The sequence below is a fragment of the Pseudoduganella sp. R-31 genome (genome assembly GCF_049913235.1).
In the GTDB taxonomy this organism is placed as follows: Bacteria; Pseudomonadota; Gammaproteobacteria; order Burkholderiales; family Burkholderiaceae_D; genus Rugamonas.
Genome location: NZ_CP183986.1, coordinates 3,274,908 through 3,301,416 on the forward strand (window position 1 = coordinate 3,274,908; position 26,509 = coordinate 3,301,416).

The following is a 26,509-nucleotide window of genomic DNA, read 5'->3' on the forward strand; positions in this document are numbered from 1 at the left end:
GCTGTATATGTCTAATAAAATGGATTTCTTTGAGGATTTGTCTGAATCTCTGGACTATTGGGTTGGTACTACAGTTACTTCCATTACCGATGAAACTGCTGATCTAGTGTGGGTTCGAAATGAAGCTGCATTTAAAAGATTGCAGAATCTGTTGGTGGATAAGGGAATATCTGAAGACGTGGAGAGTGTACTGAAAGAATGTGTGCAAGGACTGGCGCATTCGTTCCTTTGTATTTTGGACGGAGCGACGCAAATGTCCAGCAAGGGGCGAATCTATTTGGTGGACGCCCATGGATCCAGTCTGGGTGAAGGATTACATGAGGAATTTGAGGAGTTTTTATATGACAAAGGTAAGTTTGATTGAGTGATGTCGGTGAATCCGTGGTATTGGCATACCCCTATTTAGACGGACTCTTCTGAAAGGCAGGATGTCTCTTTGAGCGTGCTGCCTGCTGATTTGTCGGGGTAAGCAGGGGCATCGCAAGCTATTAGCTGAAGCACCCAGTCAAGGATCAAGCACTTGGCATCCAGTTGCGGCGCGGTAAAGATGCTTTGCATCCTGGAAGAACACACGCGCGAATGTCTGGCCATCGAAGTTGGCAAGTCATTGCGCAGCCGAGGCGTAATCCTGGCGCTATCCCGGCTGATGCGAATCTACGGGAAGTCTGCATACATTTGGTCTGACAACGGCGCGGAATTTACGGCCAAGGCAGTGATGAAGTAGCTACGCGACCAGAATGTCGTCCCGGCCGACGAGGCGCCTGGCAGCCCTTGGCAAAACGGCTTTGTGGAGAACTTTAATGAAAAGCTGCGCGAAGAACGTTTAGACGGAATGGTTCGTGAGCAGGGGAGACCAAGCTAGTCATTGAGAATTGGCGTAAGCGGCCAGCCCTACCACTCTAGGTAGTCCGGTCTGAATAAATCAAAATTCAGAGCGACGTCAGTTGTCTTCGGGGCTGCCAGCGTATCGCCAAGTTCAACGACGACGCCAAGTCTGCGGCGATCCAGGCAAAAAGAAGCCGTAGCGTAAGCGTCTGTTCAATACCGTATAGAACGAAGAGCCTATTTCCCTGATGATGTGAAAACACCGCTGGGAAGCGGCGTGTAGTTAATTGGAAGGTGCGAGCTGCGCCGCGCAATTCCAGGGCAGGAATTCGTCAATGCGATTGACGGGGTGGTCGGCGATGTGGGCCAGCACATAGCGCAGCCAAGCTTCGGGGTCGACACCGTTTAGCTTGGCCGTGCCGATCAGCGCATAAATGGCGGCTGCGCGTTCGCCGCCGCTGTCGGCACCGGCAAACAGGTAGTTGCGGCGACCTAGGGCAACGCCCCCCCAGTGTCAAAATAGTTGTCGCTCCGATAGATCTGAGAAAATGGGGGCGATAACAGGAGTGTGAAGTGGCACGGTACGGACAGGAATTTAAGGATAAGGCGGTAGCGCGTTTGTTGCCGCCAGAGAGCGCGTCGATCAAGGATGTCGCCTTGTCGATTGGCGTGAGCGAATCGACATTGGAACGCTGGCGCAGTGAAGCGCTGGCCAATCCGACGCAACGCCGCGAATGGACGCCCGCCGCGCGGTTTGAAGCGGTGCTGGCGACGTCCATGATGGACGAGGCAAACAAAGGCGCTTGGTGCCGCAGTAATGGCGTCTATCCGCACGAGCTGGCAGTGTGGCGCGAGCATGCAATCAATGCTTTAGCCGAACCTGGAGAGAAGCGCGTGACTGCGGCAGAGGCCAAGCAAGACAGGCGCCGCATCAAGGAACTGGAACGCGAGATCCGCCGCAAGGACAAGGCGTTAGCGGAGACGGCAGCTTTGCTCGTGCTATCAAAAAAAGCCGAGGCGATCTTCAGCAAGTACAAGGCCGAGGACGAATGATCGGACTCGAAGATCGCCAAGTCATGGCCCGAGATATCGCCGACGCTTGCCAGGCCGGTGCACGCCTGAGTGAGGCATGTGCCACAGTCGGCTTGAATGCGCGCACCCTGCAACGCTGGCAAGCGCACGGCGGCTTGGAAAACGGCGACCGCCGGCCGACGGTAATACGCCCTCTGCCTTCGCATGCGCTGACGGAGAACGAACGCGCTGCCGTTTTGGCCGCCGCGAACGAACCGCGTTTTGCTGACATGCCGCCGGCTCGCATCGTCCCCATGCTGGCCGACGAGGGCGTCTACTTGGCCAGCGAATCGACATTCAGTCGTATCCTGCGCGCCCATGGTCAGATTCGCCATCGCGGTCGGGCCAAAGCGCCGCGTCGGCAGCGGCCACCGACCACACATATCGCCACTGCGCCCGGCCAGGTCTGGTGCTGGGATATGACCTATTTGCCGGCTCGGGTGGCGGGCCGCTGGTTTTACCTCTACTTGATCCTGGATCTCTACAGCCGCAAGATCATTGGCTGGGAGGTGCATGCCGAGGATGATGCCGACCATGCCAGTCACTTGGTGCGCCGCACCGCATTGGCCGAAGGCGTCGCTATGAACCGCAACAAGCCAGTGCTGCATGGCGATAACGGTGCCACACTGAAGGCGACCACGGTGTTAGCCATGCTGCATTGGCTGGGCATCAAGCCTTCTTACTCGCGCCCGCGTGTGAGCGACGACAACGCGTTCGCCGAGGCACTGTTCCGCACCGCAAAGTATCGCCCGGAATTCCCATCGGGTGGCTTCGCCGATCTGGCCGCCACGCGCGACTGGGCCGCCCGCTTTGTGCAGTGGTACAACGTCGAACATCGACACAGCGGCATTCGCTATGTCAGCCCCGCACAGCGCCATGCTGGGCAAGACAAGGCTATTCTGGCAGCGCGGCATCAGCTCTATTTGGCTGCCCAGGCGCGCCATCCGGCCCGCTGGTCGGGCAATACGCGCAACTGGGCACCTTGTGGCGCCGTTACCTTGAACCCAGAGCGCGATCACGTCGTTTCCACCAGTGCAAAGGAGAGCCATACTCAGCAAATTGCTGCTTGAATCGGGCGACAACTACCTTGACACGCGCCGCGCCGCGCAGGGCGCGCTCTGCGGCCGAGTTGTCGATCTCGATCTGGCCATCATCGCAATAGCGAGTCAGCGCTGGCCACAGCTTGAGCGAATACGTGATGGCGGCGGCCGTGTCGGACTTGTTCGACAAGGTGGTGAGCGTGGCGCGCAGCCAGCGTTCAAGATCGTCCAGCAAGGGGCGTGCGCGCAGCAATCGAGCGTCGCGCCGCAGATCCGGTGGCTGGCCCCGGATCTCGGCTTCAATGGCATAGAGCGCGCCGATACGCCGCAACGCCTCGGTGGTCACGGTCGATGGCCGTGCTACATGCAGGGTAAGCGTCCAGCCCTACCACCTGTAATTTCCTGTTGAACGGTTCAATACTCCTGTCTTTTTTGGAGGCAGGAATGTCGAAGCAAGACAAGCAGCAACTGTGGCAAGAACGGTTAGACGCATGGCGAGCCAGCGGCGAATCGATGCGTAGTTTTTCGGCTCGCCAAGGCTGGGCACCGGTAAGCGTACAGTCACCACCGTCTGGACCGTCTAGCAGGTCCCAGCCATGATTGAATTTTGGCACAGCAGTTGTGCCCACAAATTTGATTATGGACACAAATTCTCAACCAGTCATTCAGCGCGCTCCGCGAGGTACATACCGGCGCCATTCCCTTGAGTTGAAGCGCAGGCTCGTCGCGTTGACCTTGGAGCCTGACGCCTCGGTCGCTCGCATAGCGCGCGAACACGGCGTGAACGCAAACCAGGTATTCAGTTGGCGCAAGTTGTTCGAGGCGGAACTGCCGGTGCCCGATGGGTCAACGCAGGAGGCTGCGTTGCTGCCGGTGATGTTGGCGGCGCCAACAACAGCGCCAGTGCCGGAACAGCCCAACACCGGTGCCATCACGCTGGAGATTGGGCGTGTGAGATTGCGCATTGACGGTCAAGCAGATCCCTCTACGTTGGCGCAAATACTGGATCGGGTGCTGCGATGATCGGCCTACCGGCGGGAACGAAAGTCTGGCTGGCGGCGGGCACCACGACATGCGCAGCGGATTCAACGGCCTGGCTGCGAAGGTAGAGACCGCGCTGGCGGAAGACCCATTCAGCGGCCACGTTTTCGTATTCCGTGGTCGGCGCGGCGATTTGATCAAATTGTTGTGGTGGACCGGTGACGGTTTGTGCCTGTTGGCCAAACGGCTCGAGCGCGGCCGCTTCATCTGGCCACAGGCCAGCAGCGGTAGTGTGGCACTGACGCAGGCGCAGTTGTCGATGCTACTGGAAGGCATTGACTGGCGCCGGCCCGAGCGAACTTGGCGCCCACAGTCGGCCTTGTAAACATGACAGCATTCTCGTAAACTGAGGCGCATGCTGACCGCCACCGATCTCCCCGACGACATTGCCGCCCTGAAGGCAATGCTGTTGGCGCGCGACGAGCAAGTGCAGCGCCTGACGGCGCAGCTTGACACCCGCGCGGCAGAGATCGAACACCTGAAGCAGTTGATTGCCAAACTGCAGCGCATGCAGTTTGGCCGCCGTTCCGAAAAGTTGGAACGCCAGATCGAGCAGCTGGAGTTGAAGTTGGAAGACCTGGAGGCTGAAACGGGCGCCGCCGAAGAGGCCGAACCAGAGTCCTACCCGCCAGCGCGCCGCAAGGCGGCGCGCAAGCCGTTGCCAGATCATCTGCCACGCGATGAACGCGTGCATACCCCGGAGGTAGATGCCTGCCCAGCATGCGGCGGCGGCTTGCGCCACCTTGGCGAGGATGTATCGGAGCAGCTGGAATATGTGCCGGCCAGCTTCCGCGTGATTCGCCATGTGCGCCCGAAGCTGGCCTGCAGCTGCTGCGACGTCATCGTACAGGCGCCGGCGCCAGGCCGCCCGGTACAACGAGGGATTGCTGGCCCTGGCCTGCTGGCTCACGTGCTGGTGGCAAAGTACGCCGACCACCTGCCGCTGTATCGCCAGAGCGTGATCTATGCGCGCGAAGGCATCGAGCTGGATCGTTCGCTGCTGGCCAATTGGGTTGGCGCCGCTAGCACCTTGCTGCGCCCCTTGGTTGATGCGGTTCAGCGCCATGTGTTTGCCGCCACCAAGCTGCATGCTGATGACACGCCAATTCCTGTGCTGGCACCGGGAAACGGTACAACGCGCACGGCACCCCTGTGGACCTATGTGCGCGATGATCGTGCCAGCGCATCGGCGGTGCCGCCGGCTGTCTGGTTCGCCTATAGCCCAGATCGCAAAGGCATCCACCCGCAAACCCACCTGGCCCAATTCAAAGGCGTCCTTCAGGCCGATGCGTATGCTGGCTTCGATGCCATCTTCGACAGCGGCCAGGTACACGAAGCCGCGTGCTGGGCGCACGCACGACGCAAATTCCATGACCTGCATGTGGCACGGCCATCGACCGTGACCACCGAGGCGTTGCGGCGTATCGGCGCGCTCTATGCCATTGAAGCCGAGATCCGGGGCCAGCCACCGGATCTGCGGCGCGACGCTCGATTGCTGCGCGCACGCCCTTTGCTGGACGATCTTGAACGCTGGCTGCGCGCCACGCTCACCACCTTGTCGAACAAGTCCGACACGGCCGCTGCCATCACGTACTCGCTCAAGCTGTGGCCAGCGTTGACCCGCTATTGCGATGATGGCCAGATCGAGATCGACAACTCGGCCGCAGAGCACGCCCTGCGCGGCGTTGCCCTGGGTCGCCGCAACTACCTGTTTGCCGGTGCAGACAGCGGCGGCGAACGCGCAGCCGCCATCTATGCGCTGATCGGCACGGCCAAGCTAAACGGTGTCGACCCCGAAGCTTGGCTGCGCTATGTGCTGGCCCACATCGCCGACCACCCCGTCAACCGTGTTAACGAGTTCCTGCCTTGGAACTGCGCGGCGCAGCTCGCACCTTCCAATTAACTACACGCCGCTTCCCAGCGGTGTGTTCACATCATCAGGGAAGTAGGCGCTTCATTCAATACGGTATTGAACGGACGCTTACGGCTATGCTGGCCAAGAAGGATGAGCAAATTGCGGCGAATGCAGCGCTGCTTGCCGCGCAGGGCGAGCAACTGCAGTCCTTGCGCGTGCAACAGGACGAATTGGCCGCAGCAGGAAAGTCCAAAGACTTCAAGATTCAGGCGTTGACGTTGGAATTGGCGCACATGAAGCGCATCAAGTTCGGCAAGGCCAATGAAGCGTATAGCGGCGATCAGCTGGAATTGTTCGGCGAAACCATGGCTACCGACCTGGCAGCGCTGGAGGCGGAATTGGAAGAGCTGCAGGGCAAGCGCGAATTCTAGCCGCGCAGCCGTGCCGGCCGCCAGCCTCTGCCGCCTGAACTGCCGCGCATCGAGCATCGCCATGAGCCATCGTCCTGCCAGTGCGAAGCCTGCGGCCGCGACCTGGTCAAGATCGGCGAGGACGTCAGCGAGCAGCTGGACGTGGAACCTGCACGCTTCTTCGTGCACCGCCACATCCACCCACAATACGCCTGCCGTGGCTGCGAAACGGTGACGGCGGCACCGATCCCGCCAGCGGTGATTGACGGCGGCATGGCAGTCCCGGGCCTTCTGGCGTGGGTGGCGGTCAGCAAATACGCCGATCACTTGCCGCTGTACCTGCTGGAGCAGATCGCCTCCCGCCAGGGCGTAACCCTTGCGCGCTCGACGCTGGCGGAATGGCTTGGCAAGGTCGGCGTGGCGTTGCAGCCGCTGTGCGACCGGCTGGCGCAGTTGTTGCGGCAGCGCCCATGCCTTCATGCCGATGAAACGCCAGTGCGCCAACTCGACCCCGGTCAAGGGAAAACACGGCAAGCCTACTTGTGGGCCTATCGCTCCAACAGCCTTGATGAGGGGCCGCCCATCATCGTGTTTGATTACCAGACTGGACGCGCTGGCGCCCATGCCCGCGCTTTCCTGGAGGGATGGCGCGGCCACCTCATGGTCGACGACTATGCCGGCTATAAGGCGCTATTTTCCGATGGCGTGACCGAGCTCGCATGCCTGGCGCACGTGCGGAGGAAATTTTTCGACCTGCACGCTGCCAATGGCAGCCCAGTGGCGGCCGAAGCGCTGCAGCGCATCGGTGCCTTGTACGCCATCGAACGGCAGGCTGCCAGCTTGACGCCGGAGGCACGGCTGCAGCTTCGCCGATCGCAGGCCCTGCCTGCACTGGCCGACCTGCATGCCTGGCTACTGGCGATGCAGCCGGCGGTAGCGCCTGGCAGTGGCACTCGCAACGCCATCGAGCATGCCCTCAAGCGCTGGCCAGCACTGGTACGCTACGCCGACTCGGGCACCTTCCCGATCGACAATAACGCCGTCGAGAATGCGATCCGCCCGATCGCCATTGGCAAGAAGAACTGGCTCTTTGCCGGCTCGGAGCGCGCTGGCCGACGCGCTGCCGCCATCCAGACTTTGCTGGGTACTGCTAAGCTTAATGGCCTCGATCCGCTGCATTGGCTGGCCAGCGTATTGGAACGTCTCCCGACGTGCCCAAACAGCCAGATCGATTCGTTGCTGCCATTCCCGAACTCTACGCAGTCTTAGTGATGCTGCCTAGAGTGGTAGGGCCGGCCGCTTAGATCATCTGCCACGCGATGAACGTGTGCATAAACCGGAGGTCGATGCTTGTCCCGCATGCGGCGGTGGCTTGCGCCACCTTGGCGAGGATGTATCGGAGCAGCTGGAATATATGCCAGCCAGCTTCCGCGTGATACGCGACGTGCGCCCGAAGCTAGCCTGCAGCTGCTGCGACGTCATCGTACAGGCACCTGCGCCAAGCCGCCCGGTGCAGCGAGGAATTGCTGGCCCTGGCCTGCTGGCTCACGTGCTGGTGGCAAAGTACGCCGACTACCTGCCGCTGTATCGCCAGAGCGTGATCTATGCACGTGACGGCGTCGAGCTGGATCGTTCGCTGCCGGTCAATTGGGTTGGTGCCACCAGCAGCTTACTGCGCCCTTTGGTTGATGCGGTGCGACGCCATGTGTTTGCCGCCACCAAGCTGCAGGCTGACGACACACCAATTCCGGTGCCGGCACCTGGTTTCAAGGGTTGTTAAGACGGCGCAATGCGAACGTGGTGTCAGTTGCGCAGCCCAATAAGAACGCCAGGATCGCTTGGGCGCTATTGGCCAAGGACCGCAAGTTCCAGTCCAACTATGCCCCTGCTGGCGCATTCGCATAGTTGGGCCGGCCGGATGAAAAAACCGAAGAAAGGAATGGAGGAGGCAATCTCTCAAATGGTTGCTTGGGCAAACACACAGTGATGGCAGGACAGGTCAGACCGAGGTCGAGAAAATCTTTGGGTCCACGGCGCTTAGAGCGCGGCTCAGCCAGCAAATTCTATCACGGACAGAGGTTTGCCGCCTCATAAAAAGTCCGGATGTATGGCTGCAATCTAAACTTGGCCGGTCATCATGAAGTGAAAAGACCTTGTAAATTGGGGGCGTCCATGTATGGACCCCGAATTTGAGGCGGTGGTTTAAGTTGTCGTCCGCGAAAGGACGATAGCAAATGAGTGGAGGTAAAAAACGCAGGGTGCATACGGCGGAATTCAAGGCCAAGGTGGCTCTGGAGGCTGTGCGCGGGGTGAAGACGGTCACGGAAATCACGCAGGATCCATGACCATGCTCACGTGATGTCCTTTCTGCGTTATCACCTGAGCAGGAATCCAGGGGGGCATTACAGGGCCGCCCATTATCGTGTTCGATTTCGGCGGCAACTTCGCCGGTCGCAGGACTTACCTGCCTTGGCTGATCTGCCTGTGCGGCTGCGGGCTATGCAGCCGGCGGTAGCGCCAGGCAGCGGCACTCGCAAGACCATTGAGCGTGCACTCAAGCTGGCGGGCGCGGGCGCGCTGCCCCGACTCGGAGTGCACCGGCCCGCGTGCTGCCGCCATGCAGACTTTGCTGGGTGCTGCCAAGCTTAATGGCCTCGGTCCGCTGCATTGGCTGGCCAGTTTGGCAACACAATTCAATCAAAAGAAACTACGACCACCTTTATTCTGAGATTTCAACCAGATCAAGGTTACATGCAGCGCCGTTACTTTGGTTGAAGTCAATTCGACTAAGGCGCTTTCCCGTCAGCTTTGCGGCCAGCAGCTGGGTGTATAGTCCCTTCTTCGACGGATCGACATACATAATCCCGCCAGGACAAGCAGAGTTAACCGGCTCCACAAAGAAGACATAAAAACCGGTTCCTTGAGCTCCCAGGGATTTAATAGTCTTGTTTAACTCGGTATAGTAGTTTACTTGGGCATATGCTGGGGAAAAAACTATTCCACAAAAAGCTACGCCGATTGAAGATGTAAGAACTTTAAAAAATTTATTCATGTTGGGTGCCAATTTTTCATCTTGCTTGCCCAGAGAACCACCAAAAAGCGGGCGTCAATTTTCCGGCAGTATTATCTCCCATGCTTATGGTTTGGGCAACAAATATTTCCCAGCTGATTCTTCTTTTGTTTCGACCACTCTGCGGCGGAGTTGCCCAGATAGTGGCGGTTGTATGCGATTTGCGGGACAGTGTAGCCTATTGCCTACGGCCGTCGTTCGAGGTTGTCTAGTAGAGCTCTTGCTTGTCGTAGGCGTGGCGCATCGCTCGTCAGGTGTTTGCAGCGTAGGTCTTCTTCGGTACCTCATAACTGCCCAACGCGAAGTGGCGCCTCCGTCGCTAAGGTGGAATGACTCGTGGCATAAGAACTCATCGTGCCCTGTCGTGTTTAGCGAGGAATCCAAAAGGGCTCCAATCTCCAAGCTTGGGCGGTGGATGCTTGGACCATTTAAAGGAAGTCCAAGAGCGCAGATGGTTAGATAGCCACGCAGAGACTTTTAAAGGCGTCAATCCCGTGACGCTTTCGGCAGTGCGTTGACGTTTTGAGGCGGCAGGGCCAGTTCGCACTTCCCGACTGAGTGCATTTTGTTCGCAGCCGTCAAGGTCAAGAACTGTAGAGACTGAATATTTACAAGCGTTTCAGTTGTAACGAAAAGCCAATGATATGGCGCATTGCTCGCGGACGCAAAAAAGCCCGCCTGGTCAGCGGAGAACCCTGCCAGGCCGGGAGAAAGATGCCGCGATTGGTCCCCGCTCGGCCAGCGCGCCATTCCGGTTTGGAGGCGGATTCGGGAGGCGCGCTGGCGGCTGGGGAATCGGCGGCGTGGATTACTTAGCCGGTGCGGCTTCCTTGGCAGCGGCTACTTCTTTGGATGCAGCGGTTTTTTTGGAGTGCTTGGTCTTTTTCACTTCCTTGGTGGCGCTGGAGTGCTCGTGCGATGCGGCCGGGGCAGCAGCGGTGGCCGAGGAGGCTGGGGTAGCAGCTACGGCTGGGGTAGCAGGAGTTGCAGGAGTCGCCTTGCTGCCTTTTTCAGCAGGAACCGCCGGGGTAGCTGGAACAGCTGGAGTTGCTGGCGTTGCCGGAGCGGCTGCGGTAGCAGCAGGCATCGGGGCAGCGGCAGGCTTGGCTGCGTGGCCGCCGGCAGCCGGGGCTTGGGCGAAGGCAGCGGTTGCGAACAGGCCGGCGATCAGGGTGGCGATGGTCTTCTTCATGGTCAAGCTCCTCGGAGAGAATTGGGTGAGTCGTTTGGGGTGTCGTGCACTATTGCCGTGTCACTGAGCCTAAAAACGATGCCAAAGCCGCGCTAGTTGACGGCCTTTACACATGGTTACATCTGCCAAAACTGCTTACAAAGTGCGGCAGGTAACCGTGCCGGCGCGGCGCTGCCCGTACAGTGCTGACATGAAGGACGCACTCAAGACTTACAAGGCGAAGCGGGACTTCAGCATCACGCCGGAACCCGCAGAGGGAGGCCAGCCGGGACGGGGGCGGCTGGCCTTCGTTATCCAGAAACACTGGGCGCGTCGCCTGCACTACGATTTCCGCCTGGAGCTCGACGGCACGATGAAAAGCTGGGCCGTGCCGAAAGGCCCCAGCTACGACACCCATGACAAGCGCATGGCGGTGCACGTTGAGGACCATCCGATTTCGTATAACGAGTTCGAGGGCACCATTCCCGAAAAACAGTACGGCGCTGGCAAGGTGATCATCTGGGACCGCGGCACCTGGGAGCCGGTCGAGGATCCGCGCAAGGGCTACCGGGCGGGCAAGCTGGTGTTCAACCTGCACGGCCACAAGATGCACGGCCGCTGGGCCCTGGTTCGCATGCGCGGCAAAGGCGAGGACAAGGAGCCGTGGCTTCTGATCAAGGAGAAGGATGAATACGTGCGTCCTGCCGCTGAGTTCAGCGTCGTCGATGAAATGCCTGATAGCGTCAAATCGCTTGGCGCAGCGGCTGCGGCGCCGGTCGCCGAGCGCGTGGCTGCGCCGCGCATCAAACGCCTGCCCGCGGAGCTTGAACCGGAGTTGGCGACATTGGTCGACGGTCCGCCTTCGACACCCGAAGACTGGCTGTTCGAAGTCAAATACGACGGTTACCGCCTGCTGGCCCGCATCGAAGACGGCGACATCACCCTGCATACCCGCAACCGCAACGACTGGACGCACAAGCTCGAACCGTTGCGGGCGGCGCTGGCCAAGGCCAGGCTGCCGGACGGCTGGTACGACGGCGAAATCGTAATCCACAACGAAGAAGGGCGCCCTGATTTCGGCCTGTTGCAGCAGGCCTTCGATGGCCAGCGTACCAAGGATATCGTCTACTTCCTGTTCGATGCGCCTTACCTTGGCGGTGAGGACTTGCGCGGCCTGCCGCTCGATGAGCGCCGCGCCAGGCTGGAGGCGGCAATGGCCAAGGTCAAGGGCGACACGGTGCGCCTGAGCGCCGTCCTGCAGGCTTCTCCCGACGAAATGCTGGCCGCTGCCTGCAAGATGGGGCTTGAAGGCGTCATCGGCAAACGCCGCGACTCTACCTACACGGAGCGCCGTTCGCGTGACTGGATCAAGCTCAAATGCGCCCAGCGCCAGGAGTTTGTCATCGGCGGCTACACTGACCCGCAGGGCAGCCGTACCGGGATCGGTTCGCTGCTGCTCGGCGTCTATGGCAAGGATGGCGAGCTGCATTACGCCGGTAATGTCGGCACGGGTTTCAATGACAAGACCCTGCGCGATCTTGCGGATAAACTGAAGCACCTGAAAGCAGACGAAAGCCCGTTTGCCACCAGCAAGGCCATTGCCCGCAAGGCGCACTGGGTCAAGCCGCAGCTCGTGGCGGAAGTCAGCTTCGGCGAATGGACGCGCGGCGGCTCGATCCGCCATTCCGTATTCCAGGGCCTGCGCAAGGATAAAAAGGCCGGTGAAATCAGCCGCGAAGTGCCAGCCCACGTGGAGGAGGAAACCGTGCAAAGCAAACTGCCCGCCTCACTCAAAGTCACCAATCCGGACCGGCTGGTCGACCCGGCCAGCGGAATCAAGAAGATCGACATGGTGCGCTATTACGCCCTGGTCGCCGACTTGATGCTGGAGCACACCAAGGGGCGCCCCGTGGCTCTGCTGCGCGCACCGGAAGGTGTTGGCTCCGAGCTGTTTTTCCAGAAGCACGCCGATGTCAGCAAGCTGCGTGGACTGAAGGAGTTTCCCCGGGAGCTTGACCCCGACCACCCGCCGATGCTGGAAGTGGCCACCACCCAGGCCCTGCTGGCGGCCGCCCAGTTCAATGTGATCGAATTCCATACGCAGAACGCGTTCGGCCGCACTTACGAGAAACCAAACCGCATCTTGTTCGACCTCGACCCCGGCAGCGGCGTCGAATGGTCGCAGATGCAGGAGGCGGCGCAACTGGTGCATGCCTTCCTGGATGAACTGGGGCTGCCGTGCTTCCTCAAGACCAGCGGCGGCAAGGGGCTGCACGTGGTGGTGCCGATCAAGCCGTACTACGACTGGGATACGGTGAAAGCCTTCAGCAAGCAGGTGGTGGAGCACATGGCGACGACGCTGCCGGACAGGTTCGCCTTCAAGAGCGGGCCGAAGAACCGGGTTGGCAAAATCTTCATTGACTACCTGCGAAATGGGCGTGGCGCGACCACCGTGGCCGCGTGGTCGGCCCGCGCGCGGCCCGGGCTTGGGATTTCGGTGCCTGTGGCCTGGGATGAACTAGCCTCGTTGCGCGGCGGCGATCACTGGACGGTTGCCACGGCGCATACGCGGCTGGATGTCGGCAATGCGCCGTGGGCGGATTATGCGAAGGCCGCCGTTGGCCTGGCGCCAGCGATGAAGGCGATCGGGGCTGTCGAGTAACTGGGGAGCCTGTTACGGCACGCGGCAACGTGCGATCGGGGTCTGACCCAAGGGTCAGCCCCGATTTTTGTTGGCCGCTGACTTGCGAACTGTGTTCAGGCGGCTTTTCGACGGGGGCTGCTTGTTTTGGCGGCGGACTTGGCTGCGCTGGTGCGCTTGGCGGCGGGTTTCGCCGATGACGTGGAGCGCGAGGAACTTGTGCTGCGGGTCTTGCTTGCGCCTGTGCTGGTACTGCGACGCGCGCGCGGTGCGCGTGGCGCTGCTTCCTCGCCTTCCTCCTCTTCAGCAGCGGCTGCCGTGCGGCCTTTCGACCCAAGGCTTTGCTTCAGCAGGGCGACCAGGTCGACCACATTGCTGGCTTTCGGCACCGGCGCTTCGCCAGTCGGCTCGGTCAGCGTGTGGGTCTGTCCGGCCTTGACCTTTTTCTCGACCAGCTTGAGCACGTCTTCGCGGTAAGTGTCGTGGTATCCCTTGGGATTCCACTTTTCGCTCATTTCCTCGACCAGCGACAGGGCCATTTTCAGCTCCTTGTCGGTGATGCCGGAATCGCCCGGCAGCTTGAGGTCTTCGGGATTGCGGATTTCGGTCGCGTAGCGCAGCGTGTTCATGATGATGCCGTCGCCGACGGAGACCAGCGCGCACAGGTGTTGCCGCGTGCGGATCACGACGGTCGCAATCGCAATCCTGCCCGCCTTGCTCAGTGTCTGGCGCAGCAGGGCGTAGACCTTGTCGCCGCCGCGTCCGGGCGAGAGGTAGTAGGGCGTTTCATAGAACGTCAGCGGCACTGAATCGGCGTCGACGAAGGCCATGATGTCGATGGTCTGCGTCGCCTTCGGGTTCGCCAGCCGCAAGTCTTCGTCGCTGAGCACCACGTACTCGCCATCCGAATATTCGTAGCCTTTGACGATATTGTCCCAGGTGACTTCCTTGCCGGTGCCCTTGTTGTAGCGCTTGAATCCGATCGGCGAGAAGTCGCGCTTGTCCAGCATGGTCAGGTCAAGGTCGTGCGACTCCACCGCCTTGTGCAGCTCCACAGGGATGTGCACCAGGCCGAAACTGATCGCGCCTTTCCAGAGTGCTCGTGCCATCTTTACTCTCCGATACTGCCGGTGATCGGCAAGACGATACCGGTGATATAGCTGGCGCACGAAGGCGCTGCCAGGAAGACGAAGGCCGGCGAAATCTCTTCCGGCTGTGCAGGGCGATGCATATCGGTCTGCGCGCCGAATTCCTTGATCTTGTCGGGCGACTGGTCGGCCGGGTTCAGGGGCGTCCACACCGGACCGGGCGCCACCGCGTTGACGCGGATGCCTTTCTCGAGCAGGTTGGATGCCAGCGACATCGTGAAGGCGTGGATCGCGCCCTTGGTGGTCGAGTAGTCCAGCAGTTTTTTCGAGCCGCGCAGGCCTACCACCGAGCCGGTATTCAGGATCGAACTGCCGCTTTTCATATGCGGCAGCGCCGCCTTTGCCATGTGGAAGTAGCCGTAGATATTGGTCTTCATGGTCAGATCGAAGCGCTCTTCCGACAAGTCCTCGAGCGAGCCGGCATGCTCCTGGAAGGCGGCGTTGTTGACCAGGATGTCGACCTTGCCGAAGCCCCGCAGGACTTCGTCGATGGCATGGCGGCAGAAGGCAGGGTCGCGTACATCGCCTGGAATCAGGAGGCAGCGCTGCCCTTCGGCCTCGATGTATTTCCTGGTTTCGTCCGCATCCTGCTGTTCCTCGGCCAGGTAGACCAGCGCGACATCCGCGCCTTCGCGGGCATACAGCACTGCGACCGCGCGTCCGATGCCGGAGTCGCCGCCCGTAATCACGGCAGCCATGCCGGCGAGCTTGCCGCTGCCGCAATAGCCGGGCGCCATGAATTGCGGCTTCAATTGCATCTGGTGTTCAAGGCCGGGCTTTTCCAGGTGCTGCCCGGGCAGCGGCGGCGCCGGGAATTCGTGCGTCCCGGCCTGTGCCGGCTGTTTCTGCTCCTCGGCCTTTGGCTTGGCCGCGTCGCGCTGGTCCTGTTCTTGCTGGACGGTGCGCTGTTCGCTGCCCGCGCCAGTCTTTTGTTGCGAATTGCCCATGACTTCCTCCTGTGCTCGGAAGTCCAGTATTCGCCGCAGCAACGTTGCTAACCGTGCGCTCCCACACATAAATAGGGATGTTGTCTGCAGTGAACTTGTGGCAAACTAACCCAATGCCTACTGCTGCGGGCCGACGTCACCGTACCGGCCTTTTCCTCCATCCCGATCCTGCGCGACGCCAGGAATTCATGACCGCTTGCGCTGAGTCGTTCGATCGCTTGCTGACTGCGGACAGCATTGCCAGCGCACGCCATGCGATGGCGCATAACAAGATTTCCCTGCTCATCATCGACCTCGATGGCCCTGCGATGGCGGCCGGCAATGAGCTGGCGGCGCTGGTGCGTAGCCGCGCCGGCGCGCCGGTGCTGGTGCTGTGCCCCTACACCCGCTCCTCGACCATGGCTGAGCTGATGGCGCAAGGACCGCTGGCTTATCGCATCACACCCATCGCACCGGACGACCTCAGCGAAGCCGTGGCCGCGCTGCTGGCGCCTGCCGCCAACACCAAGGCGTCGGCCCAGCAGCATTTGCTGGACCTGGAAGCGGACCTGAATGACTTGCTGGCGATCCAGCGCAGCTTGCAGCGTGCACTCTACGGTTCGGAAGAAATGGAACGGATGGGCGCCCGCATCTGCAATGCGTTGTGCAGCTATCCCGGTATTTGCCATGCATCCTTGCTGCAGGCGGTCGACGAGGGCGCGCTGCGGCTGGTGGCCCAGGATGGGCGCGTCGACCTCGATATCAAGGAAGTGCTGGGGGGCCGCGATGAACTGCTGGAAGCGCCTGTGCGGCGCGGCGAAATGGTGCTGCTCGATGCGCCGTCCAAAACGGGGGACACGGAGCTGACGGAAATGCTGGAAGAGCAGGGCGTGCACATGCTGCTGGCCTTCCCCTTGCGCGGCGAACCCGGCGGTCCGTTGCTGGGCGCCGTCTGCATGCTGTTCGACCGGCCGCTGGTCATGAGCCGCGAGCATTTCAGCTGCTTCGGTTCAGCCGCACAACTGATCAGCTTTGGCATGGTGATGAGCGACCTGCGCCAACAGAACAATGCGCTGGGCCTGGAAATCACCCAGATCACCCCGTTCGATGGCTTGACAGGCGTATCCAACCGGCGCCAGGGCGAACAGGTGCTGGACGGGGAAATCCGGCGTGCGCGCCGCTACGCCGTGCCGCTGGCGGTGATCGCTTTCGACCTCGATGGCTTCCGCACCATCAATGAACTGCATGGCTATACGACGGGCGACCGTGCGCTGGCCGTGCTGTCTGCCATGGTGCAGTCGCGCCTGCGCAATTCGGACACGATAGCGCGCATGCGCGGCGAACAATTCATGATCATCGCCACGCACACCGTGGCGATCGATGCCTACAAGCTGGCTGAAGAATTGCGCGAGACGATCGCCGCCACCGAGCTGCCCGGCGGCGATACCGTCACGGCCAGTTTCAGCGTGGCCCAGCTGGCTCCCGACGAAGGTGCTTCCGAGCTGGTGACGCGGCTGGAGGCCGCGCTGCACCGCGCCAAGCGGGCAGGGCGCAATTGCGTCGAACTGGCCATGGCACGCTAAAAAGCCGGCGGCTCGCCCTGGCAAGCCGCCGCAAAGCACGATAGATAGATGACGATCGTCATCCACGTGTGATATATTACATCCATAATAAAAATAATCAAGGAGAAGATCATGCGTGTCAGTAGGGAACAGGCGGCGCAGAACCGCGAGCGCATTGTTGAAACGGCATCCCGCTTATTCCGGGAAAAGGGCTACGACGGCATCGGCGTGGCGGACCTGATGAAAAGCGCCGGCCTGACGCACGGCGGCTTTTACGGCCATTTCGCCTCGAAGGAAGACCTGCTGGCCGAGGCTTTCGGCAAGGCGATGGAGAATTCCGCCAAGCGCTGGAGCGAATTGCTGGCCGAGCAGCCGGCCAATCCGCGCGCTGCACTGGCCCATATGTACCTGACTTCCAAACACCGCGACAACCCCGGCAAGGGCTGCGCACTGGCGTCGCTCGGTCCCGATGTTTCGCGCGTCGGCCCGGAAGTGCGGCATGCGATGGACGAGAGCTTCCAGGCGCAGCTAGAGGCGCTGGCGCAGGCGCTGCCCGGCGAACCGGCGCAGGCGCGGCGCGATGCCATTGCCACCTATGCCGCGATGGTCGGCGGCCTGGTCCTGGCCCGCTCGGTGGCGGATAAAAAGCAGTCCGACGAAATCCTGGCAGCCGTGCTGTCCTCGCTGGAACAGGAACGCTAATGCTGGCCTGGCTGCGACACTACCGGCGCGCAATGCTGCCGGGCGATATCAGTGCGGGCATCGTGGTGGCAATGATGATGATCCCGCAAGGCATGGCCTATGCGCTGGTGGCCGGCCTGCCGCCGGTGACGGGCATTTACGCCAGCATCCTGCCGCCCGTTGTCTACGCAATATTCGGCACCAGCATGACGCAATCGGTCGGGCCGATGGCCATTGTGTCGCTGATGACGGCGGCGATCATCGGCCCGATGGCGGCTGCCGGTTCCGGCCTGTATTCGGTGCTGGCGGCGCAACTGGCGCTGGTGGCGGGCGCGGTGTTGCTGTTGTGCGGCCTGCTGCGGCTTGGCTTCCTCGCCAATTTCTTCTCGCGTCCTGTGATGAGCGGCTTTACCGTCGGTTCCGCGCTGGTGATCGCCTGGGGCCAGCTCAAGCCTTTGCTGGGCGCTGAACTGCCGCACTGGCACGGCCCGAGCGCGGCCATGGGCATAGGCTCCGTGCTGCTGCTGGTGCTGTCGCGCAGCCATCTGGCGCGGCTGCTGCGCTCCCTCGGCATGAAAGCGGCGGGCGCCGACATGGCAACGCGCCTGGCGCCGATGCTGGTCGTGATGCTTGGCCTGGTGCTGGTGCAGCTGCTGGGACTGGAAGCGATGGGCGTGCAAACCACGGGCGAGGTGCCGAGCGGCCTGCCGCAACTGAATCTGGCCATGTCGCAGGCGCACTGGCAGCAGCTTGCGAAACCGGGCCTGCTGGTCGGCTTCGTGGTCTTCATCATGAGCATGTCGGCGGCGCAGTCGCTGGCCTTGAAGCGCAATGAAAAACTGGTCAGCAACCGTGAGCTGATTGGCCTGGGCGCTGCCAATGTGGCCAGCATGGTATCGGGCGCTTTTCCCGTCACCGGCAGCATGTCGCGCTCCGCGGTGAATTTTGCGGCCGGCGCGCAAACGCCTTTGGCCAGCATCATCACCGCCGGCTTGCTGTCCCTGGCGCTGGTGGCCCCAACCGGCTGGCTGGCCCTGCTGCCGATGCCGGTGCTGGCCGCAACCATCATCGTCGCTGTGCTGGGCATGCTGGAACTGGGTACCCTGCGCACGGCCTGGCGCTATGACCGCGGCGATGCATTGGCGTGGTTTGCCAGCGCGGCAGGCGTGGTGGCGCTGGGCGTGGAGGCTGGCGTGCTGGTGGGCGTGGCGCTATCGATGGGGACCCTGATCTGGCGCGCCAGCCGGCCGCATATCGCGGTGCTGGGCCGCATCGCCGGAAGCGAGCATTTCCGCAATATCGAGCGCTATCCTGCCGAGACCCGGCCGGAGCTGCTGGCATTGCGCATCGATGCCAACCTGTTTTTCGGGAATGTGGAAGCGGTGCAGGAGCGCATCGAGGACGAGTTGCGCAGCCATCCGGCCGCGCGCCACCTGGTGCTGGTGATGACGGCGGTCAGCTCGATCGATACGTCGGCGCTGTTCGCGCTGTCGGAGTTGAACCAGAGCCTGGCGCGGCGCGGCATCGGCTTCCACCTGGCCGAGGTCAAAGGTCCGGTGATGGACCGGCTGCGCCAGTCCGACCTGCTGCAAACGCTGAATGGCCAGGTCTTTCTCAGTATCGACATCGCCGACAAGCATCTGCAGTAGCCTGCGGATCGGGCATGGGCGCCGCCTCGGTTGATTCCATCCGCGGCCTGATACGTTCCGGCACAATCCCGCCATTGACGCCGCCAGTCCTTTGGCCGTAAGGTACACTCCCGGAACCGTTACCAACCTGAGCTTCGGGAGCACCATGAAACAGATTGTCGCAGCACTCGCCATCGCAGCAGCCTTCAGTTCTCCATCCTTTGCAGCAGCCAAACCCGGTAGTGCCGACGCCCGTTTCACCGCCATCCACCAGGCGGAGTGGAAGTGGCGCCTGCAGCAAAGGCTGGAAGACGATGAGGACGATGTGCGCGGCGTCGAGAGCAGGCTGCCGAACGTCAGCCTGGCGGTGCAACTGGAGCGCCAGAAGAAATGGGAAGAGACGCTGCGCCAACTCGAAAGCATCAAGCCCGAACAGCTTTCGAACAAGGAGCGCATCAACTACCAGGTGTACCGCGCACAGGTCGCGGCGCTGCTGGATAACCAGCGCTTCCGCGAATACGAAAAACCGCTGAACGCCGATTCTTCGTTCTGGGGCAACCTGGCGGGCGAGGCGCGCAAGTCCTTCCGCACCGCCGAAGACTATCGCAACTACGTGGCGCAGCTGAACGACGTGCCGCGCTACTTCAGCGAGGAGATCGCCAATATGCGCGCTGGCCTGGCGCGCGGCTTCACGCCGCCGAAGATCACGCTGGAAGGCCGCGACAAGTCGATCACCTCGGTCACCGAAGCCAAGCTGGAGGACGTGGTGTTCTTCAAGCCGTTCAAGGAAATGCCGAACGTGATCCCGGCCGCCGAACAGGAAGCGCTGAAGGCGCAGGGCTTGCAGGCGATCCGCGAAAAAGTCATCCCGGCCCACGCGGCGCTGCTGAAATTCATGCGCGAGGAATACGTCCCGAAAGCCAAGGAAACCCTGGCTGCCGAGAGCTACCCTGACGGCAAGGCGTATTACCAATCCAAGATTGTCGAATTCACGACGACCAACCTGACGGCCGAGCAGATCCACCAGATCGGCCTGGACGAGATGGCGAAGATCCGCGCCGAAATGCAGGAGGTGATGAAACAGGTCGGCTTCAAGGGCGACCTGCCGGCCTTCCTGCAGTTCCTGCGCACCGATCCGCAGTTCTACGCCAAGACGCCGGAAGAACTGCTGATGCGCGCGGCCTGGATCGCCAAGAAGTTCGACGGCAAGGTGGCCGACTACTTCGGCCGCCTGCCGCGCAGCCGCTTCGCCATCATCCCGGTGGCGCCGGAAATCGCGCCGTTCTATACCTCGGGACGCGGCGGACCTGGCGGCTACTGGGTCAACACCTACAACCTGCCGGCCCGCCCGCTGTATTCGCTGCCGGCGCTGACGCTGCATGAATCGGCGCCGGGCCACGCCTTCCAGATGCCTATCGCGCTGGAGCAGAAGGGGCGTCCGCCGTTCCGCAACGCCTATATCTCCGCTTATGGCGAGGGCTGGGCGCTGTATTCCGAGCGCCTGGGCACCGAGATGGGCATCTACGAGACGCCATATGAAGTGTTCGGCATGCTGAGCTACCAGGCCTGGCGCGCCTCGCGCCTGGTGGTGGACACCGGCGTGCACGCCAAAGGCTGGACGCGCGAGCAGGCGCAGAAGTACCTGATGGAGAATACCGCGCTGTCCTCGCACGAAATCATGACCGAGGTCGATCGCTATATCTCGTGGCCGGGCCAGGCGCTGTCCTACTACCTGGGCGAAATGGCGATCTTCGAAGCGCGCAAGAAGGCGGAGCAGGCCCTGGGCAGCAAGTTCGACATCCGCGCCTTCCACGACACCATCCTGGAACTGGGCTCGGTACCGCTGCCGGTGCTGCAGGCGCGCATCGATGAATTCATCGCCGGCGGCGGCAAGAGCCCTTATCCGAAAGAATAAGCGCACCTGCGTGGTGCATTGCCTTATGCTGGTGCAAAAAAAGTGAGAAAATCACTTGAAATTACTGGCATGAGTCTTGCAGATATAGGTCACATGACTGATCGCACTACGCTTACCGTAACAAACCAGGGGAACCGTCCTATCCAGGTCGGCTCCCATTTCCACTTTTTTGAAGTCGATTCGGCGCTGCAGTTCGAGCGCTGGAAGGCCTATGGCATGCGGCTCGATATCGCGCCGGGAACGGCGCTGCGTTTCGAACCGGGCAAGGCGCACACCATCACGCTGGTGCGCCTCGAGGGGGATGCGGAGGTGGCCGGCTTCAGCGCTGGCGCAAGACGATAGGCGCCATCAGCTCGGGATGCTTGCCGAGGTGGCCTTCGAAACCGGCGCGAATGGCCGCCATGTCCTGATCTTCATCGCCGGTCAGCCAGACGTGCTCGACCAGCCCCAGGGTCTTGTTCGGATAATCCATATAGACCAGCACCAGCGGCACCTTGGCGGCCAGCGCCAACTGGTAGAAGCCGCTTTTCCAGTAAGGCTTGTAGCCGCGCGTGCCTTCCGGCGTGATGCCGACCCAATACCAGTCTTCCTTCATCATCGCATCGGCCTGGGCCTGGATCAGGCCTTGCGGCGCGCTGCGGTCGACCGGCGCACCGCCGAGGTAGTAGAACCAGCGGCCCAGCAGTGGAATCTTGAACAGGCTGTCCTTGGCCAGCCAGCGGAACGGCAGGTCCAGCGCCCATTTGCCCAGTACGCCGATGATGAAGTCCCAGTTCGACGTGTGCGGGTAGACTACGGCGATGCCGCGCGGCCCGGGCAGCGGCTTGAACTTCATTTGCCATCCGAAAGCATGCAACATGCGTAAGGCGACGCGCTGCTTTAGTGTTGGCAGTTTGTCCGCCTCTAGCTTATATTGATCCATGCCTTCCCCATTGTTTGAATTGCACCATTAAGAGTTTGTAACTTCTGGTGCTGAAAATTTGTGCGGCGGTATTCTATCCTGCCGGTCCTCGGGGCAGCAAGGTGAAATTATGACAAGGCAAGTGTTGTGCGTCGCCGCTACAACGGCAGCGCTGCCGGCGGCGTTGCTTGCCGCAGGCCAAACGTTCGACGTCTGCCACGTGTGCGGCCTGGCCGAGGCGGCGGCGGCCTTGCGCGAACAGCATTTCCCGGTGGGCTTGCTGGTGCTGGACGATTGGACCGCCTCGCTTGCCGAACTCGATCATTTTTTGCGCCGCCACAGCCGGCCGCGCTGGGTTGCGGTCTTCCTCCCCCAGGCATTGGAAGAGGCCGCCTTCCGCCAGCTGGTGCATGACCATTGCGTCGACTTCCACACCTGGCCGCTGGATGCCGAGCGGCTCAGCCATACCTTGGGCCACGCGCTCGGACTGGCTGCGCTTTCCGGCCTCGGCCATTTGCCGGAAGCATGCCAGGCGATGCGGCTGACCGGCACCAGTACAGCCATCACCTTGCTGCGCCAGCGGATACTGAAAGTAGCGAGCGCCGATGCGCCCGTGCTGATCTGGGGCGAAAGCGGGACCGGCAAGGAGCTCGTGGCGCGTGCCATCCACGAGCATTCGGGACGGCGCGACGGGCCCTTCGTGCCCATCAATTGCGGCGCGATCCCGGCCTCGCTGGTGCAGTCGGAATTGTTCGGTTACGAGAAGGGCGCCTTTACCGGCGCCGGTCCCGGCAAGTGCGGCTTGATCGAATCGGCCAGCGGCGGCTCCATTTTCCTTGACGAGATCGGCGACCTGCCGCTCGAGCTGCAGGCCAACCTGCTGCGTTTCCTGCAGGAGAAAACCATTTACCGCGTGGGCGGGACGCGCAGCGTGCCGGTCGATGCGCGCGTGATTGCCGCGTCGCACGTCAAGCTGGACGATGCGGTGAAACGCGGCTTGTTCCGGGAAGATTTGTTTTACCGGCTCAATGTCCTGACCTTGCAAGTGCCGGCCTTGCGCGAGCGGCGCGATGACGTGGTGGCGTTGGCGCAAGAAGTTTTCCACAGTTATGCCACGGAACGTGCACGGCGCGTGCGCGGCTTCAGCAATAGTGCGCTGCGGGCGCTGCGCGCGCATGACTGGCCGGGCAATGTGCGCGAGCTGTTGAATCGCGTGCGGCGCGCGGCCGTGATGGCCGACGGCGCCCTGATCCAGCCGCACGACCTCGAGCTGGATGGCAGCGACAGCGCGGCCGCTGCCGAAGATCTCGGCGCCGCGCGCGCCAGCGCCGAACGGACGGCCCTGCAAGGCCGTCTCGATGCCGGCCACAGTATCACTGCCGTGGCGCGCGAGCTTGGCGTATCGCGCATGACGCTGTATCGCCTGATGGCGAAACACGGTATCCAGCGGCCCTCGCGCCGCGGCGAAGACTGAGCTGGCGTACAGCCGCGTAACACCGATGTGACACTGTCCTGCAAGCCTTGTCTCCCATGGAGAAAGGCACTGCGTGGCCACGCTTGTGTCACAGATGCGTGACAAACTTGCCTCAATCATGCACGCCACTTGCTGCACCGCCGCACCAAAGTCGAGCAATTTCAACAGCTTAGGACAGGTGGCATCAAGCTTGCGATATGGGTTCTGGCCCCAGCATTGCGGGCACTTGAAGAACACGACATCAGCGAGGACGAGATGAAGAAAACTTTGCTAGCAGCAGCCATTGCACTGGCGATGGGTAGTGCATTCGCGCAGGAGACACCGCCGCCCAATGTGAGCCAGACCGGGCCGGGCGCCCAGGCCAATGACAATTCCACGGCGACACAGGACAGCAGCCAGGCCAACGCCAACAACAACAGTACCGGCGCCGCCGATGCGGCCGCAGCCGGCGCCGCGGCAGCCAACAACGGTGCGACAGCGACATCGTCGATGACCAACGCCTTCAATACGTCGACAGCGACCGCGGTCAGCACGCTGACCGGCACTGTCACCAACAATACGATCAACAATATCGGCAACGTGGCCAGCAACGGCGGCAATGCCAATGGCGGTGCGGGTGCGGCTGCCCTTGCTGGCGGGGCCGCGGGCGGTAATGCCAATGGTACCGGCGGCGCTGGCGGCGCCTCGAACGGCGGCGCCGGCGCGGCAGGTGCGACCGGCGGCGTGGCGTTCAATGGCAGCGCGGTCGGCGGCAATGGCAGCGGCGGCGGCGGCTCGGGCGGTGCAGCCATGGCCGGGGCGGGAACCGGTGGAACCACCGGTGCTGGCGGACTGGCTGCCGGTGCGGCAAGCGGCCGCGGCGGCGATGGTGCGCGCGGCGGTGAAGGCGGCGCCGGTGGCGCAGGCGGCATTGTGGTCGCCGGCGCTGGCGGGGCCGGTGGCGCAGGCGGCGCGGCAGCAGGCGGCGCGGGCGGCGTGGTTGGCACTGCAGGCAGCGGTGCTGGCGGCGCCAGTGGCGCGGCGACCGGCGCCCGCGGCGGCGACGGCGGTTCGACTGGTGCCGCCGCCGGCGGTGCGGGCGGCATGGGCGGCGCTGGCGGAGCGGCGGGCGCCGGCGGCATGGCAGGGGCTACCGGCAGTGTCGCAACCGGTGCTTCGACGTCGAGCCAGACTTCGACCGGCGGCGCCGCATCGAGCGGCAGCGCGGGCTCGAGCAATACTGCGTTGAACGGCACCAGCGGCACCGAGCCGCTGACCATCCCCGGCATGGGCGACCAGAACAGCACTGGCGGCACCACCGGCACGGCTGATGGCCGTTCGGCCAATACCGGCAACGCATCGACTTCCGGTGCCGGCACCAGCGGCGCGGGCGGCACGGGCGGCGCGGGCGGCGGCGGCGGTGCCGGCGCAGCGGGCGGTAGCGGCGCGGCAGCCAGCAATACGGCAGGCAACGGCGCTGCAGGCGGCGCCAACAGCTCCGGTGCCGGCGGCGGCAGCGGCGCAGTGGCGGCTACCGGCGGTGCGGGTGCTGCCGGTACCGGCGGCGCAGGCGGCGGCGGTGCGGCTGGCGGCAATGGCACCAGCACCGGCGGTGCTGGTGCGGCCGGCGGCAACGGCGGCAACGGCGGTTCCAGCGGCCTGGCAAGCAATACTGCCGGCTCGAGCGGCGCTGCGGGCGGCGGCACCGGCGGAGCGGCGACCGGCGGCAGCGGCACCGGTGCGGCGGGCACTGGCGGCGCGGCGACCAACGGCAGCGCCACGGCTGGTGACGGCGGTGCTGGCGGCGCCGGCGGCGGCGGCAACGTGGCCGGTGCGGGCGGCGACGGCGGCACCAATACTGCCGGCAACGCGACCGGCGGCAATGCCACGGGCGGCAACGGCGGGGCTGGCGGCACCAATAGCGTGACTGCGGGCACCTTCGACATGTCGAACACCATGAGCGGGGTCGGCCAGTCGGCTGCGGGCATCATGGTGATCAGCCAGAACAACGGCATGTCCTCGCTGGTGCAGCAGAGCGTGAACGTGCAGGCCAACCTGGCTGTGGGCAAATAGCCGGCACAGCATCATGCGAAGCTTAGGCAGGCCAGTGCAAGTCCTGGCCCTGTGCGCCGCCTTGGTGCCGGGCCTGGCGGTGGCGTCCCCGTGGGTGGGGGCGCTGCCGCTTGGCCCGCTGGCTGCGGCGGCGGGCCCGTCCCCGCCGGAATCGCCGCCTGCGCCGCGGCCTGCGCTGGCCGGCAACGAGCGCCCCGCGCAGGATGAGCGCCTTGAGCAGATGCGCGGCGGCAGCGATGCGCCGTGGAGCGATATGAAGCTGGCCGGCACCGTGGCCAACAACAGCGCGGTGAACGTCGTTACCGGCGCCAATATCGTGACTGACGGTGCGTTCAGCAACGCGTCGGGTATGCCGATGGTGATCCAGAATTCCGGCGCCAACGTGCTGATCCAGAATGCAACCATCGTCAACGTGCAGATCAAATGAGAGGCCTCTTCAGCGTTCTGGCATTGCTGCCGGCATTTGCCGCGCAGGCCGCCGACTTTTCAGCCGGCGGCGCCAGTTTTGTGCTGCCGGTGACCAGCCTGAAGGAGGCGCGCTTCCGCACGACGGTAAGACAGCAATACGATTTCAGTTGTGGTTCGGCCGCGCTGGCGACTTTGCTCAGCCACCACTACGATTTCCAGGTCTCGGAGCAGGAAATTTTCCGTGACATGTTCGTGCGCGGCGACCAGGCGCGCATCCGGCGCGAGGGCTTTTCGCTGCTGGACATGAAGCGCTACCTGGCCACGCGTGGCTTCACTGCGGACGGCTTCGAACAGCCGCTGGACAAGCTGGCGCAGGCCGGCTTGCCGGCGATCGTGCTGGTGGCCGACAACGGCTATCGCCACTTCGTCGTGGTCAAGGGCGTGCAGGGCGAGCGTGTGCTGCTGGGCGATCCGGCCGGCGGCACGCGCGCCTTGTCACGCCAAGGGTTCGAGGCGATCTGGCAGAACCGCCTGCTGTTCGTGATTCATGGCCGGCCCGGCAAGCCGCGCTTCAATGAAACCGCGGACTGGCGTGTGGCGCCGCAGGCGATGCTGTCGGAAGGGATCATGCGCGACAGCCTGCGCGACGTGACGGTGCCGAAGCTGGGCGCCGGGGATTTTTGAAGGGAG

General features: G+C 62.7%; 19 protein-coding genes and 6 pseudogenes. 18 read left to right on the forward strand and 7 right to left on the reverse strand.

The annotated features are described in order from the left end of the window. The first annotated feature begins 7 nt into the window (after nt 1–7). Nucleotides 8–364, forward strand: coding sequence for a hypothetical protein (locus ACN9MY_RS15030; protein ID WP_426337577.1), 357 nt, complete (start codon nt 8–10; stop codon nt 362–364). Between the two features lie 177 nt (nt 365–541). Next, nucleotides 542–882: pseudogene (locus tag ACN9MY_RS15035) on the forward strand (integrase core domain-containing protein); the annotation flags it as partial. Between the two features lie 226 nt (nt 883–1,108). On the opposite strand, the pseudogene ACN9MY_RS15040 reads toward ACN9MY_RS15035, so the two are convergent. Then, nucleotides 1,109–1,327, reverse strand: a pseudogene (locus ACN9MY_RS15040) (transposase domain-containing protein); the annotation flags it as partial. Between the two features lie 71 nt (nt 1,328–1,398). On the opposite strand from ACN9MY_RS15040, the gene ACN9MY_RS15045 reads away from it, so the two are divergent. After that, nucleotides 1,399–2,966, forward strand: a protein-coding gene (locus ACN9MY_RS15045; protein ID WP_426336026.1) for an IS3 family transposase whose coding sequence is annotated in 2 segments (ribosomal slippage) — nt 1,399–1,837 and nt 1,837–2,966 — 1,569 coding nt in all. Because the reading frame shifts where the segments join, the coding sequence is not laid out codon by codon here. A 25-nt stretch (nt 2,967–2,991) separates the two neighbouring features. Here the strand turns inward: ACN9MY_RS15045 and ACN9MY_RS15050 are convergent. After that, nucleotides 2,992–3,306 (reverse strand): annotated as a pseudogene (locus ACN9MY_RS15050) (IS66 family transposase); the annotation flags it as partial. Between the two features lie 353 nt (nt 3,307–3,659). Between ACN9MY_RS15050 and tnpA the strand changes: the two are divergent. The 5 genes and pseudogenes from tnpA to ACN9MY_RS15075 all read left to right on the forward strand — a co-directional run. Continuing rightward, nucleotides 3,660–3,959 (forward strand): annotated as a pseudogene (tnpA, locus tag ACN9MY_RS15055) (IS66-like element accessory protein TnpA); the annotation flags it as partial. Further along, the gene (tnpB, locus tag ACN9MY_RS15060; protein ID WP_426337578.1) at nt 3,901–4,302 is read left to right on the forward strand and encodes an IS66 family insertion sequence element accessory protein TnpB; all 402 of its coding nucleotides are present in this window, start codon (nt 3,901–3,903) and stop codon (nt 4,300–4,302) included. The pseudogene tnpA and the gene tnpB, both read left to right, overlap by 59 nt. 30 nt (nt 4,303–4,332) lie before the next feature. Further along, entirely contained in the window at nt 4,333–5,880 is a 1,548-nt protein-coding gene (gene tnpC / locus ACN9MY_RS15065; protein WP_426337579.1) for an IS66 family transposase, read from the forward strand. Nucleotides 5,881–5,966: 86 nt separating this feature from the next. After that, a pseudogene (gene tnpC / locus ACN9MY_RS15070) lies at nt 5,967–7,511 on the forward strand (IS66 family transposase). Nucleotides 7,512–7,545: 34 nt separating this feature from the next. Next, nucleotides 7,546–8,007 (forward strand): annotated as a pseudogene (locus ACN9MY_RS15075) (IS66 family transposase); the annotation flags it as partial. A gap of 954 nt (nt 8,008–8,961) precedes the next feature. On the opposite strand, the gene ACN9MY_RS15080 reads toward ACN9MY_RS15075, so the two are convergent. Continuing rightward, a complete protein-coding gene (locus tag ACN9MY_RS15080) occupies nt 8,962–9,294 on the reverse strand; it encodes a hypothetical protein (protein ID WP_426337580.1) in 333 nt (110 codons plus the stop codon). A gap of 826 nt (nt 9,295–10,120) precedes the next feature. Next, the gene (locus tag ACN9MY_RS15085; RefSeq protein ID WP_426171798.1) at nt 10,121–10,504 is read right to left on the reverse strand and encodes a hypothetical protein; all 384 of its coding nucleotides are present in this window, start codon (nt 10,502–10,504) and stop codon (nt 10,121–10,123) included. A 190-nt stretch (nt 10,505–10,694) separates the two neighbouring features. Here ACN9MY_RS15085 and ligD point away from each other — a divergent pair, with 190 nt between their 5' ends. Beyond that, nucleotides 10,695–13,145 (forward strand): DNA ligase D, encoded by a 2,451-nt coding sequence (ligD, locus tag ACN9MY_RS15090; protein WP_426337581.1) that lies wholly within the window; start codon nt 10,695–10,697, stop codon nt 13,143–13,145. Nucleotides 13,146–13,240: 95 nt separating this feature from the next. Here the strand turns inward: ligD and ACN9MY_RS15095 are convergent, their stop codons facing one another. Then, nucleotides 13,241–14,233 (reverse strand): Ku protein, encoded by a 993-nt coding sequence (locus tag ACN9MY_RS15095; protein ID WP_426337582.1) that lies wholly within the window; start codon nt 14,231–14,233, stop codon nt 13,241–13,243. Nucleotides 14,234–14,235: 2 nt separating this feature from the next. Beyond that, nucleotides 14,236–15,219 carry an SDR family oxidoreductase gene (locus ACN9MY_RS15100; protein WP_426323411.1) on the reverse strand — a complete coding sequence of 328 codons (984 nt, stop codon included), beginning with the start codon at nt 15,217–15,219 and terminating at the stop codon, nt 14,236–14,238. A gap of 188 nt (nt 15,220–15,407) precedes the next feature. Between ACN9MY_RS15100 and ACN9MY_RS15105 the strand changes: the two genes are divergently transcribed. The 5 genes from ACN9MY_RS15105 (at nt 15,408) to ureB (ending at nt 21,326) form a co-directional block, all read left to right on the forward strand. Beyond that, nucleotides 15,408–16,781 (forward strand): diguanylate cyclase, encoded by a 1,374-nt coding sequence (locus ACN9MY_RS15105; protein WP_426337583.1) that lies wholly within the window; start codon nt 15,408–15,410, stop codon nt 16,779–16,781. 111 nt (nt 16,782–16,892) lie between these two features. Beyond that, the gene (locus ACN9MY_RS15110) at nt 16,893–17,462 is read left to right on the forward strand and encodes a TetR/AcrR family transcriptional regulator (RefSeq protein WP_426323415.1); all 570 of its coding nucleotides are present in this window, start codon (nt 16,893–16,895) and stop codon (nt 17,460–17,462) included. After that, nucleotides 17,462–19,090 (forward strand): SulP family inorganic anion transporter, encoded by a 1,629-nt coding sequence (locus ACN9MY_RS15115; RefSeq protein WP_426337584.1) that lies wholly within the window; start codon nt 17,462–17,464, stop codon nt 19,088–19,090. The genes ACN9MY_RS15110 and ACN9MY_RS15115 overlap by 1 nt, the downstream gene beginning before the upstream one ends. Nucleotides 19,091–19,235: 145 nt before the next feature. After that, nucleotides 19,236–20,984, forward strand: coding sequence for a DUF885 domain-containing protein (locus ACN9MY_RS15120; RefSeq protein ID WP_426171810.1), 1,749 nt, complete (start codon nt 19,236–19,238; stop codon nt 20,982–20,984). Between the two features lie 69 nt (nt 20,985–21,053). Beyond that, the gene (gene ureB, locus ACN9MY_RS15125; RefSeq protein WP_057264856.1) at nt 21,054–21,326 is read left to right on the forward strand and encodes an urease subunit beta; all 273 of its coding nucleotides are present in this window, start codon (nt 21,054–21,056) and stop codon (nt 21,324–21,326) included. Here ureB and ACN9MY_RS15130 read toward each other — a convergent pair. Beyond that, complete coding sequence (locus ACN9MY_RS15130; protein WP_426171812.1) at nt 21,304–21,819, reverse strand: 1-acyl-sn-glycerol-3-phosphate acyltransferase; 516 nt, start codon at nt 21,817–21,819, stop codon at nt 21,304–21,306. The two genes, ureB and ACN9MY_RS15130, sit on opposite strands and share 23 nt — an antisense overlap. A gap of 196 nt (nt 21,820–22,015) precedes the next feature. Between ACN9MY_RS15130 and ACN9MY_RS15135 the strand changes: the two genes are divergently transcribed. The 4 genes from ACN9MY_RS15135 to ACN9MY_RS15150 all read left to right on the forward strand — a co-directional run bounded on the left by ACN9MY_RS15135 (nt 22,016) and on the right by ACN9MY_RS15150 (nt 26,503). Further along, the gene (locus ACN9MY_RS15135) at nt 22,016–23,359 is read left to right on the forward strand and encodes a sigma 54-interacting transcriptional regulator (RefSeq protein WP_426171813.1); all 1,344 of its coding nucleotides are present in this window, start codon (nt 22,016–22,018) and stop codon (nt 23,357–23,359) included. Nucleotides 23,360–23,614: 255 nt separating this feature from the next. Beyond that, nucleotides 23,615–25,411, forward strand: a complete 1,797-nt coding sequence (locus tag ACN9MY_RS15140; protein ID WP_426323424.1) for a hypothetical protein — start codon at nt 23,615–23,617, stop codon at nt 25,409–25,411. Nucleotides 25,412–25,424: 13 nt separating this feature from the next. Then, a complete protein-coding gene (locus ACN9MY_RS15145; protein ID WP_426337585.1) occupies nt 25,425–25,838 on the forward strand; it encodes a hypothetical protein in 414 nt (137 codons plus the stop codon). Continuing rightward, nucleotides 25,835–26,503, forward strand: a complete 669-nt coding sequence (locus ACN9MY_RS15150; protein WP_426323428.1) for a C39 family peptidase — start codon at nt 25,835–25,837, stop codon at nt 26,501–26,503. Before ACN9MY_RS15145 ends, ACN9MY_RS15150 begins: the two co-directional genes overlap by 4 nt. The last annotated feature ends 6 nt before the right edge of the window (nt 26,504–26,509 follow it).

Excerpts from the sequence above, each read along its gene's own strand:
- ACN9MY_RS15145 (WP_426337585.1), top strand. The coding sequence starts at position 25,425 with ATGCGAAGCTTAGGCAGGCCAGTGCAAGTCCTGGCCCTGTGCGCCGCC.
- ACN9MY_RS15110 (WP_426323415.1), top strand. The coding sequence starts at position 16,893 with ATGCGTGTCAGTAGGGAACAGGCGGCGCAGAACCGCGAGCGCATTGTT.
- ureB (WP_057264856.1), top strand. The coding sequence starts at position 21,054 with ATGAGTCTTGCAGATATAGGTCACATGACTGATCGCACTACGCTTACC.
- tnpC (WP_426337579.1), top strand. The coding sequence starts at position 4,333 with ATGCTGACCGCCACCGATCTCCCCGACGACATTGCCGCCCTGAAGGCA.
- ligD (WP_426337581.1), top strand. The coding sequence starts at position 10,695 with ATGAAGGACGCACTCAAGACTTACAAGGCGAAGCGGGACTTCAGCATC.
- ACN9MY_RS15140 (WP_426323424.1), top strand. The coding sequence starts at position 23,615 with ATGAAGAAAACTTTGCTAGCAGCAGCCATTGCACTGGCGATGGGTAGT.
- ACN9MY_RS15120 (WP_426171810.1), top strand. The coding sequence starts at position 19,236 with ATGAAACAGATTGTCGCAGCACTCGCCATCGCAGCAGCCTTCAGTTCT.
- ACN9MY_RS15080 (WP_426337580.1), bottom strand. The coding sequence starts at position 9,294 with ATGAATAAATTTTTTAAAGTTCTTACATCTTCAATCGGCGTAGCTTTT.
- ACN9MY_RS15085 (WP_426171798.1), bottom strand. The coding sequence starts at position 10,504 with ATGAAGAAGACCATCGCCACCCTGATCGCCGGCCTGTTCGCAACCGCT.
- ACN9MY_RS15130 (WP_426171812.1), bottom strand. The coding sequence starts at position 21,819 with ATGAAGTTCAAGCCGCTGCCCGGGCCGCGCGGCATCGCCGTAGTCTAC.
- ACN9MY_RS15105 (WP_426337583.1), top strand. The coding sequence starts at position 15,408 with ATGACCGCTTGCGCTGAGTCGTTCGATCGCTTGCTGACTGCGGACAGC.
- ACN9MY_RS15100 (WP_426323411.1), bottom strand. The coding sequence starts at position 15,219 with ATGGGCAATTCGCAACAAAAGACTGGCGCGGGCAGCGAACAGCGCACC.
- ACN9MY_RS15030 (WP_426337577.1), top strand. The coding sequence starts at position 8 with ATGTCTAATAAAATGGATTTCTTTGAGGATTTGTCTGAATCTCTGGAC.
- ACN9MY_RS15095 (WP_426337582.1), bottom strand. The coding sequence starts at position 14,233 with ATGGCACGAGCACTCTGGAAAGGCGCGATCAGTTTCGGCCTGGTGCAC.
- ACN9MY_RS15150 (WP_426323428.1), top strand. The coding sequence starts at position 25,835 with ATGAGAGGCCTCTTCAGCGTTCTGGCATTGCTGCCGGCATTTGCCGCG.
- ACN9MY_RS15115 (WP_426337584.1), top strand. The coding sequence starts at position 17,462 with ATGCTGGCCTGGCTGCGACACTACCGGCGCGCAATGCTGCCGGGCGAT.
- ACN9MY_RS15135 (WP_426171813.1), top strand. The coding sequence starts at position 22,016 with ATGACAAGGCAAGTGTTGTGCGTCGCCGCTACAACGGCAGCGCTGCCG.